At 67.2% G+C, this 8,518-nt stretch carries 8 protein-coding genes and 3 pseudogenes; 2 read left to right on the forward strand and 9 right to left on the reverse strand.

Features of this window, described 5'->3' with window-relative positions; translation table 11 throughout:
- Positions 1-62: 62 nt before the first annotated feature.
- On the reverse strand, positions 63-944 hold the full coding sequence (locus tag A5646_RS16320; protein ID WP_067022666.1) for a restriction endonuclease: 882 nt from the start codon (positions 942-944) through the stop codon (positions 63-65).
- 161 nt (positions 945-1,105) lie between these two features.
- Positions 1,106-1,999: a hypothetical protein gene (locus A5646_RS16325; protein WP_067022669.1), complete on the reverse strand. Its 894-nt coding sequence runs from the start codon at positions 1,997-1,999 to the stop codon at positions 1,106-1,108.
- A gap of 158 nt (positions 2,000-2,157) precedes the next feature.
- Here A5646_RS16325 and A5646_RS29035 point away from each other — a divergent pair, with 158 nt between their 5' ends.
- A complete protein-coding gene (locus A5646_RS29035; protein ID WP_156765624.1) occupies positions 2,158-2,301 on the forward strand; it encodes a hypothetical protein in 144 nt (47 codons plus the stop codon).
- Positions 2,302-2,877: 576 nt separating this feature from the next.
- Here A5646_RS29035 and A5646_RS16330 read toward each other — a convergent pair.
- From A5646_RS16330 to ssd, 7 genes and pseudogenes are all read right to left on the reverse strand, one after another.
- Positions 2,878-3,126: a hypothetical protein gene (locus A5646_RS16330; protein WP_156765625.1), complete on the reverse strand. Its 249-nt coding sequence runs from the start codon at positions 3,124-3,126 to the stop codon at positions 2,878-2,880.
- Between the two features lie 4 nt (positions 3,127-3,130).
- A complete protein-coding gene (locus A5646_RS16335) occupies positions 3,131-4,777 on the reverse strand; it encodes a recombinase family protein (protein WP_067022675.1) in 1,647 nt (548 codons plus the stop codon).
- Between the two features lie 49 nt (positions 4,778-4,826).
- Positions 4,827-4,913: pseudogene (locus A5646_RS30435) on the reverse strand (DUF4244 domain-containing protein); the annotation flags it as partial.
- Between the two features lie 18 nt (positions 4,914-4,931).
- Complete coding sequence (locus A5646_RS16340; RefSeq protein ID WP_197505216.1) at positions 4,932-5,525, reverse strand: type II secretion system F family protein; 594 nt, start codon at positions 5,523-5,525, stop codon at positions 4,932-4,934.
- 19 nt (positions 5,526-5,544) lie between these two features.
- Entirely contained in the window at positions 5,545-6,342 is a 798-nt protein-coding gene (locus tag A5646_RS16345; RefSeq protein ID WP_067022678.1) for a type II secretion system F family protein, read from the reverse strand.
- Positions 6,339-7,502, reverse strand: a complete 1,164-nt coding sequence (locus A5646_RS16350; protein ID WP_066867604.1) for a TadA family conjugal transfer-associated ATPase — start codon at positions 7,500-7,502, stop codon at positions 6,339-6,341. Before A5646_RS16350 ends, A5646_RS16345 begins: the two co-directional genes overlap by 4 nt.
- Positions 7,499-8,323, reverse strand: a pseudogene (gene ssd / locus A5646_RS16355) (septum site-determining protein Ssd); the annotation flags it as partial. The gene A5646_RS16350 and the pseudogene ssd, both read right to left, overlap by 4 nt.
- Between ssd and A5646_RS16360 the strand changes: the two are divergent.
- Positions 8,226-8,518, forward strand: a pseudogene (locus tag A5646_RS16360) (helicase); the annotation flags it as partial. The pseudogenes ssd and A5646_RS16360 sit on opposite strands and share 98 nt — an antisense overlap.

Below are 8,518 nucleotides of genomic sequence, written 5' to 3' on the forward strand. Positions count from 1 at the left end.
CTGTCGCTGTGTCAGATCTGGTACCGCTGACCGGCCGCCACTAAGCCGCTGCGCCTTAACGGCTACTTCGACTCAAGCGACGCGAAGTAGTCCCCCTCGATCTTCACGTCCTCGACCACTCGCTGGGTGGTAGTGACGCCAAGGGACAACTCCTTCAGGAGATCGCACAGGCGGTCCCCGTCGATGAGGTCGATCGGTGGCGCACCGTCACGGGTAGCTTCCTTGCGGGCCTCGCTGGTGAACGTGCCGGTGGTGATGAGCAGGCCCTTATCGCCCCGGCCTGCCATCGCTCCCCGGAAGTCGCGTACGGCGGATGGTGTGACGCTCCCGGAGTACCTCTTGCACTGAAAGAACACAGGGAAGCTCAATAGGTTGAGCTGGTAGACGCCCAAGCCGTCAATGCCACCATCACCCGAACGCCCCGTCACAACGGCGCTGGAAAATCCCGATTCACGTAAGAGGCGCTGAGCTAATCGCTCGAAGGCAGCCGGCGACATTGCGAGAAGGGTCTCAAGCAGCTCTTCTTTCCACTCAACCTCGGCTTCGGCCTCGACTTGTTCCAGTTCAGTTGAAACGGCGGATTGTGCGCCGTTCTTACGCTTGTCCTTCTTTTCGGCGTAGGCCGCGTCATACTCCGCCAAGAGCTTGCGGACTTCGTCCTTACTGTTGACGCCCTGGCCGGCCTCGGTGACCGTCCAGACACCGCGCTGGCTATTCGTCAGAAGGCCCAGCCCCTTGAGATAAGTCCGCGCCCAGGCGAGGCGGTATCGGATCTCGGTCTGCGGTCCATCGCCATGCAGGACGTCTTGTTGCTTGCTTGAGAATCCCTCGCGATCTATGACGGCGGCGTCCAACTCGGCGATGGACGCCGAGCCGCCGAGGGCAGTGGCAGCTTGGAGGGTGGGCCACAGGAGGTCTCTGTGTGGGGGGACGGTCGCAGTCACGGTGAAAGCATCTCAGATCCACCCGATCCACGGTGGTCCCACCAAACGCAAAGAAAACGACCTACTCACCGCTACCGGGGAGTAGGTCGGGTTGAAGGGTCCTAGCTCTCAGCCCTGTTGAAGAAAGACACGTAAAGCCTCCTCTCGTGACCCTAGTTATGCTACCACTTGGTCCGCTGGATCTTGAACCCGACGGAAGCGTTCATGGGCGGATGGTTCGCCTCGAACTCCACCTTCATCGTTCCGTCCGGTCCAATCGTTTGCTTCGGCTCCTGCGACCCTGGAAATGGTTTCGTCGCGAATTTGTCCTCGATGCCCAGCCGCTTCGCGAACACGAATGTCACACGCAGCTGGTCGACTTTCCGTCGAAAGATCCACTCGAAATCGTCACCTTGTTTACTCTCCAGCAATTTTAGCAAGTATTCTGGCCAAAAAACCTGAAGAAGAACCCGCACCTCTTCGCCCGGCGCATACGGGCGGTCGAGATGCACAAAGAGCCTTACCGAATGTTGCCCCTCCCAACGTCGCGTGTATAAGAAGTTAACGCCAGGCTCAAGAGTATTCGGATCGAAGGTCTTCGCGTCGATGGTCAATTTTTTTCGGTAGTTTATGTTGTCTTGCAAACTGTCCATCACCATTACATGCCAGAAGGTCTGCAGCGGTTGGTTTCGGACCACTAGCGTGAACCATCGGCGGATTGTCGTATCCCCGTTCTTGTCGACATACTGCTCATCACGCCACTCTTTTATGTCAAAAGAATCGGAGTCTTGCCTACTAACTATCTCGTCGCCGTAGCGGTTAAGGACGTCCGTACCTTCGGTCATCCGACTGCGCAGCCGATGGCGGTCGATGATGAGCGCCAGACAGGTAAGTAAGAGCACAACGATGACGAAGACCCCGGCAAGGCCAATTTTCACCTCCGAGCTGAGGTGAAAACCTAGTGCTAGTCCAATGAGTGCAGATGCAAAGCCGGTAAACCCGAAAATCAATTTAATCAGGCCAAACCGGCGGATGAGATCCTCAAGAAACTCGACAAACGACTCCCAGATGTTCAACGCAGTGCCTCCAAGTCGTTCAGTCGGCGGCCGGCCGATGGTCCCGGACGGATTATGGCATCTACTTCACTACCAGCCCTATCAAATAAGGCTTCGGAATGGTCATCTCATCTCCCATCTGAGGGAACGAAGCGCGCCCACCATGCGTCCAAGCTCGCATGGACGACGAAGAACGCGAAGCGATCCGCGGGGAGGGGTTCGACCCCGATGACCCGGTCCTGCAAATGGCGCTGCATCTCGTGCGCTGGGAGCTGGAGCTGCAGCGACCCAGCAACGTAGTGCCGCCCTGCGACCGCCTTTGAGAGCTTGGGGCGTGTCGCCCTGGCTGTCAAAAAGAAAGGACGCCCGGTGTCGACCTGCCGGGCGTCTTTCTTGATTCGAATCAAATACGTTTGTGCGTGGGTGCGTTTGCGCGTGTGACCGGGCCCGCCCAACTTTCCGCGGGGCTCCCGGCGGCGAACCAGTCGATGTTCCGTCCCGGTTCGTGTCTTGCCTTCACCGCCATCCGGACGGCTTTCGTACATTTCGGTGCAAAACCTACCGCACCGTTCTCGCGTCTTCTGGCCGGAAGACGGTCGGGGACCTTCCCCGAAAACCCAGACCGGACTAGCTACTTCCGCTCCTGGTCTTGTCCGACCTGCTCCGTGGTAGCTAACCGTGGAGCCGGTGGACGAGGTCGAAGATCAACCGGGTCGCCGTGAGGACCAACGGGCCCCACTTGGCGATTCGGTCCCTCGACTGCTGCTCGTCAGTCTCGGTCGTCATCGTGCCTCTCCTTTCTTCTTTGTCGGGTGCGACGGCCCCCCGCGGGGTGGCCGGTGTTCCCGACGCAAAAGAAAGGTGATGCCAGAATACCTGCCGTTCGCGTGTCTGGCGAACTAGTGAATGGGAGGGAAACGCAGCGCCAGCAAGTGCTCCTCGCCGTTCGGGTGATCAGCCGCCAGGACCGACTCCAGGAACCCCAGTGCGATCAGCTCCTCCACCGAATCCGTGACGATCTCCGGGGCTACGCCTTCGACATCGGCGTCCCCGTTGGCCAGGGCCGTGGCCACCACCAGATCGGTGTCGAGCGTGTCCGGATGAGCGTCGATGGCCATCAGCCATTCGGCGGTGTTCACAGCGGGCATTTGGTCAGGCTCCTTTCGCCGGCGTGAAGTGCATCTCGCCGGTGGTCGTGACCTCGACCCCGGCAATGCCGTTGTCCTGCATAGCGGTCAGGACCTGCTGCCACTCGGCTACAGGACCCGTTGCGATCATCTGCTCAGTCAGCGCGAAGATGTCTCCCAGATCGAATTGCAGCCGGCCCTGGTCAAACTCAAGGCGGACGTTCATCAAACGCAGCCACACGTTCCGGCCCGTCACGTCCTGCCGTGCCCACCAGTCGCCGAACTTCTCCCCGGTCGGCTCCCATGTCCACCCAGCGGGCTTCACGGCCCGCTTGGACAGCTCCTCCTGCCGAGCTGCAAGCTCGGTGATTCGCTGGTTAAGCCTGACCCGCTGGGGGGTTCCTGCCTTGAACTCGCCTGCACCGACGAGGTCCACCAGATCGGCCAGTGTGGCGTCAACTTCGGCCAGCTCTGCGGAGTGATCCGAGCCCGAGTCCCAAACGCGCTCAAGACGTTCTGACTCCCCGAGCATCCCGAGGAGAACTCGCTCCACCATCTGGTCCGCGTTGTCCGTCGGGATGGACCTGTTTCCACAGTTCTCTTTGTACTGAGCAGAGGAACACCGGTACCGGGGAGACCGGCCAGGGCCACCCTTGAGCCTGTATGCGGGCCGCCCACAGACCCCGCAAAAGATCACCCGCAGCAGCAGCCCGCTGCTGCGCTTGGTCGGTTCCTTCCGATTCTCCCGGTCGGCCAGCTCGACCCCCAACCGGTCGAACACCTCGCGGGTGATGATCGGCTCAGCCCGAACCACAGGCGACCCGTCGTCGTTCCGAACGACGGTCTCGGGCCCAAACATCTTCTTGCCCTTGGCGTCCCGCCGTGGACGCCCCTGAGCGTCCTCCAACGCCTCCCTGCCGACCGCATACCCCAGGAGCGTTTCCCTTGTCAGGGAACGTTTCAGCGGTCCCGAATGCCACTCGTAACCCTTGACTTCCCGGCCTCGCGACTGTGCGAACCGGTCCCTCGGGGTGAGGGCCCCTCGGGCCGTGAGATCGTGAGCGATCGCCCGGAGGGGTTCGCCCTCCAGAACGCGGCTCACGACCTCGTTGATCACCTGGACCTGCTCCGAGTCCTGGACGAGCCGCCAATCTCCGGTCTCGTCCCGCTGAGGCAGGTAGCCCCACGGGGGAATGCCTCCCCGGTACTTGCCAGCTCGGAAGTTGTGCCGGAACGCTGAGGCGTTGCGATCGGAGATCGCAGCCAGCTCCATCTCTGCGACTTTTGCCACCAGCAAGGCGATGATGTCCCCGAAGGGTGCTGTGAGGTCTAGGAATGCCTCGGATGCACTGACCAACGAAACGTAATGCTCCTGGCACCAACGGATCAGGTCCGCGAGGTCGAGAAGGCGGCGGACGATCCGGTCCATCCGGTACACCACCAGAACGTCGAACTCACCGAGCCGGTTCGTCAACCAGTCCCCGAGCTGGGGACGGTCGAATGGGGAGGTGGACCCGGCTGACACGTCCAGATCCTCGGCAACGCCGACGACCTCGTATCCGCGCTGGGCGCACAGTTCCTTGCACGTCTTGAGCTGGCGCTCGGGAGATGTCTTCTCCTCGGTGACGCGGGATAGTCGTACGACGATGAGAGCCCGCGTAGCGGATCTCACCGGAGTGCTGGTGGGCTTGGCTCGTGGGGTCACAGGTCTAAAGCTAGACGATCGAGTACTCGACCGTCGACATGCCCGACTCGTCGGCGGCCAGCACGGCCAGCCGCGCGGAGATTTCGCGAAACAGGTTGAGTATCAATGACTTCCTCTCTTTTCATAGCAGACCCGATTGCAGAACCTGACCGGCCAGACCGGCCACCACCGGTACGATGCCCAGGCAGACGAACGCCGGCAAAAAGCACAGGCCCAACGGTCCGGCGATCAGTACGCCCGCCCGCTCGGCAGCCGCACTCGCCGCGTGCGCGGCGTCGTGGCGAGAGTCCTCGGCCAACTCGGCGACGCCACCGGCCAGCGCCGCACCCGAGGACGCCGAACGTCGGGCCAACCGCAGCAGCGCATCGATCTGCGGGTCGGTCGCATCCTGCGCGCCGGACGGAACGGACCATGCGACAGCGGGATCGGCGCCGAGCGCGAGCAGAGCGGCGGCGCGGCGCAGCACCCTGGCCAGATTCGGCGGCGCCGACGGGGCGGCGGCGGCCGCGGCGCTCGACACCGCCATGCCCGCCGCCAGGCACACAGCCAGCACGTCCAGACAGGAAGCGACGGCCAGCGGATCCGGGCCGCGCGGCGACCCGGTGCTTCGCCGCAGCCGACCGCCGCGCAGCGGCACTCCGGCGCGACCGCGCACCAGGGTTGGCCCGGGTCCGATCCACAGCGCCGCCGCCAGCAGCACCGCCGCCAGATTCATGCGCCGCCACCCGATCGGTTCACGACGCCACCCGATCGGCGATGCGGTCCGACCACAGCAGACCCACGCAGGCCAGCGTCGAGCCGATGAGCAACAACCAGCCGCCCGCGCGCCCGCCCAGCAGGAAGCCCAGCGGGTCGGCCCCGATCAGCTGGCCCAACAGCACGCCGAGCGCGGGCAGCGCGGCCAGTATCGCCGCGGTCGCGCGGGCACCGGCCATGCTCGAGGTCACCCGGTCCGAGAACCGTTGCCGCTCAGCGATATCGCGTTGAGCGGCGCGCATCAGGGTGGCGATGCCCAACCCGTTGTCGCTGGCCAACCGCCAGCACAGTGCGAGCCGCTCCCAATGCCCGGGCAGCGCCGAGGCGCGGCCCGCCACGACCAGACCGGCCGCGACGTCGGCGCCCAGGCGGGCCCGCGCCGCCACCGACCGCAGCGACACCGCAACCGCGCCGGCGGTGTCGTCGGCGGCGACGCGGAACGCACGCACCGGATGCGAGCCGGCCCGCAATTCACCGACGAGCACCTCGAGCGCGGTCTGCAGCGCGCGGCCCTCGGCCGTCGCGCGCCGGATGCGCCGGCGGCGCCGATAGCGCAGCAGCGCGGTCGCCCCGACGACCGCGCTGCACAGCACGGTGGTCGGCGGCAGCGCAATGGCGACGGCGCATCCGATACCCGCGGCGGCGCAGCCCGCCGCACGAAGCCCGGCCGCCGGGAACCGCCGGTGCCGGGACGTCGACAGCCGCCGTCGCGGCGAGGGCCCGGCGACGACGAGCGCCAGCGACAGCAGCAGCGCACCCGCGGCTGGGCCGTTCATGCCGGCATCCGGCTGCGCACCAGGCGCTGCAGCTGCGGGGCGGCATCGGTCATGCCCCGGTCCGCATGCCAAACGGTGACCGCCCGCACCTGGCCCTGATCTTGTTGCAGCGCAGCGATTTCGCCGAGTCGCCGCCGGCCGGCGGGGCCGCGCTCGACGTGCAGCAGCACCTGCACGGCGGCGGCGAGCTGGCTGTGCAGCGCGGCCCGGTCCAGGCCGCCGAGCGCGCCCAATGCCTCGAGCCGGGCGGGAACCTCACCAGGCTTGTTGGCGTGCACGGTGCCCGCGCCGCCGTCATGGCCGGTGTTCAGCGCGGCCAGCAGGTCCACCACTTCGGCACCCCTGACCTCGCCGACCACGATGCGGTCGGGCCGCATCCGCAGCGCCTGCCGGACCAGCTGGCGGACCGGAACCTCGCCGACGCCTTCGATGTTGGCGCAGCGTGCGACCAGCTTCACCAGATGGGGGTGCCGCGGCGCGAGCTCCGAGGCGTCCTCGACGCAGACGATCCGTTCGGCCGGCGACACCGCGCCCAGCATCGCGGCGAGCAGTGTCGTCTTGCCGGCGCCGGTGCCACCGCTGACCAGGAACGCCAGCCGGGCGTCGATGATGTCGGTGACCAGCGCGGCCGCCGCCGGCTCGATCGCCCCGGCGGCGATCAGGGCCGCCAAATCCTGGCTGGCCGGCCGCAGGACACGCAGCGAAATGCAGGTGCCACCGGCCGCCACCGGCGGCAGCACGGCGTGCAGCCGCACCGCGAACCCGCCGGCGCCGACGCCGGTCAATTCGCCGTCCACCCAGGGCTGCGCGTCGTCCAGGCGGCGGCCGGCGGCCAGCGCCAGCCGCTGCGCCAACCGCCGCACCGCCGCGTCGTCGGGGAAGCGAATCTCGGTGCGCCGCAGACCGGTGCCGTCGTCAACCCACACCGCATCCGGGGCGGTGACCAGGACGTCGGTGGTCCCGTCGGCGCAGAGCAGCGGATCGAGGATGCCGGCACCGGTGAGCTCGGTCTGCAGCACCCGCAGATTGGCCAACACTTCGGTGTCTCCGAGCATCCCGCCGGACTCGGCCCGGATGGCCGCGGCCACCACCGCCGGTCCGAGCGGGCCGGGCTCGCCGGCCAGCCGCTCACGGACGCGGTCGATCAGCGAACCGCTCACGCCGCCTTGCCCTTCGGCACGCCGGCCGCCGGCAGCACGCCGAGCACCTGGCCGGCCGCCGCGGCGAGCGGTGAGCGTCGCCCCAGCCGCAGGCCACCGCGGTCGGCCTGTTCGGCGAGTTGCGGCTGCGCTTTGACCGCGGCCAGCAACGGCAGCCCGGCGAGATCGGCGATCTCGGCCGCCCGCAGTCCTCCCGGCGACGGGCCCCGCACCACCAGGCCGACGTTGGGGTTGACGGACGCCAGCACCGGGGCCAGCGCCCCGGTCGCCGCGCACGCGCGCACGTCACAGCGGGTCACGACGACCACCAGGTCGGCCGCGCTCAGCGCCGCTTGGGTCGCGTCGCTGAGACGACGGGGAAGGTCGCAGATGACGCTGACCGACCCACGCCGGCCGGCGTCGACGACGGCGTGCACCGGCGCGGCCTCCAGCTCGTAGCCGCGGCGAGTGCCCGACAGCACGCTGACTCCGCGGTGGCGTGGCAGCGCATCACGCACCGCCGACCAGGTGAGCCGCCCGCCCTGCAACGCGAGGTCCGGCCAGCGCAACCCCGGAGTGGTCTCGCTGCCCAGCAACAAATCGAGGCCGCCACCCCACGGGTCGAGGTCCACCAGCAGCGCATCGCCGGCGGTCCGGGCCAGGGCGACCGCCAGCGAGGAGGCGCCCGCCCCACCGCAGCCGCCGATCACGGCGACCGCGTGGCCACGCGACCCGTCGTCGCGCATGGATTCGGCGGCGTCGGCCAGCGCGCCGACCAACTCCGCTTCCTGCCCGGGCAGCCGCAACACGTGGGCCGCGGCCGCGGCCGTCGTGCTGGACGCGGGGGCGGCCGCTCGCTGCGGGCGATGGGCGCTGCCGCGTCGCGATTACGTGACGGTGCTGACCCCGGCCGAACCCGACACGGCGACGTGGGCGGCCGCCGTCGAGGTCGGGGCCGCGCACGTGTTGCGGCTGCCCGGGCAGGAAGCGGAGTTGGTCGGCGCGCTGGCCGACGCCGCCGAATCCATGCGCGACGA

The organism is Mycobacterium sp. 1245499.0, from assembly GCF_001673615.1.
Taxonomy (GTDB): domain Bacteria; phylum Actinomycetota; class Actinomycetes; order Mycobacteriales; family Mycobacteriaceae; genus Mycobacterium; species Mycobacterium europaeum_A.

Excerpts from the sequence above, each read along its gene's own strand:
- A5646_RS29035 (WP_156765624.1), top strand. The coding sequence starts at position 2,158 with ATGGACGACGAAGAACGCGAAGCGATCCGCGGGGAGGGGTTCGACCCC.
- A5646_RS16330 (WP_156765625.1), bottom strand. The coding sequence starts at position 3,126 with ATGCCCGCTGTGAACACCGCCGAATGGCTGATGGCCATCGACGCTCAT.
- A5646_RS16340 (WP_197505216.1), bottom strand. The coding sequence starts at position 5,525 with ATGAATCTGGCGGCGGTGCTGCTGGCGGCGGCGCTGTGGATCGGACCC.
- A5646_RS16345 (WP_067022678.1), bottom strand. The coding sequence starts at position 6,342 with ATGAACGGCCCAGCCGCGGGTGCGCTGCTGCTGTCGCTGGCGCTCGTC.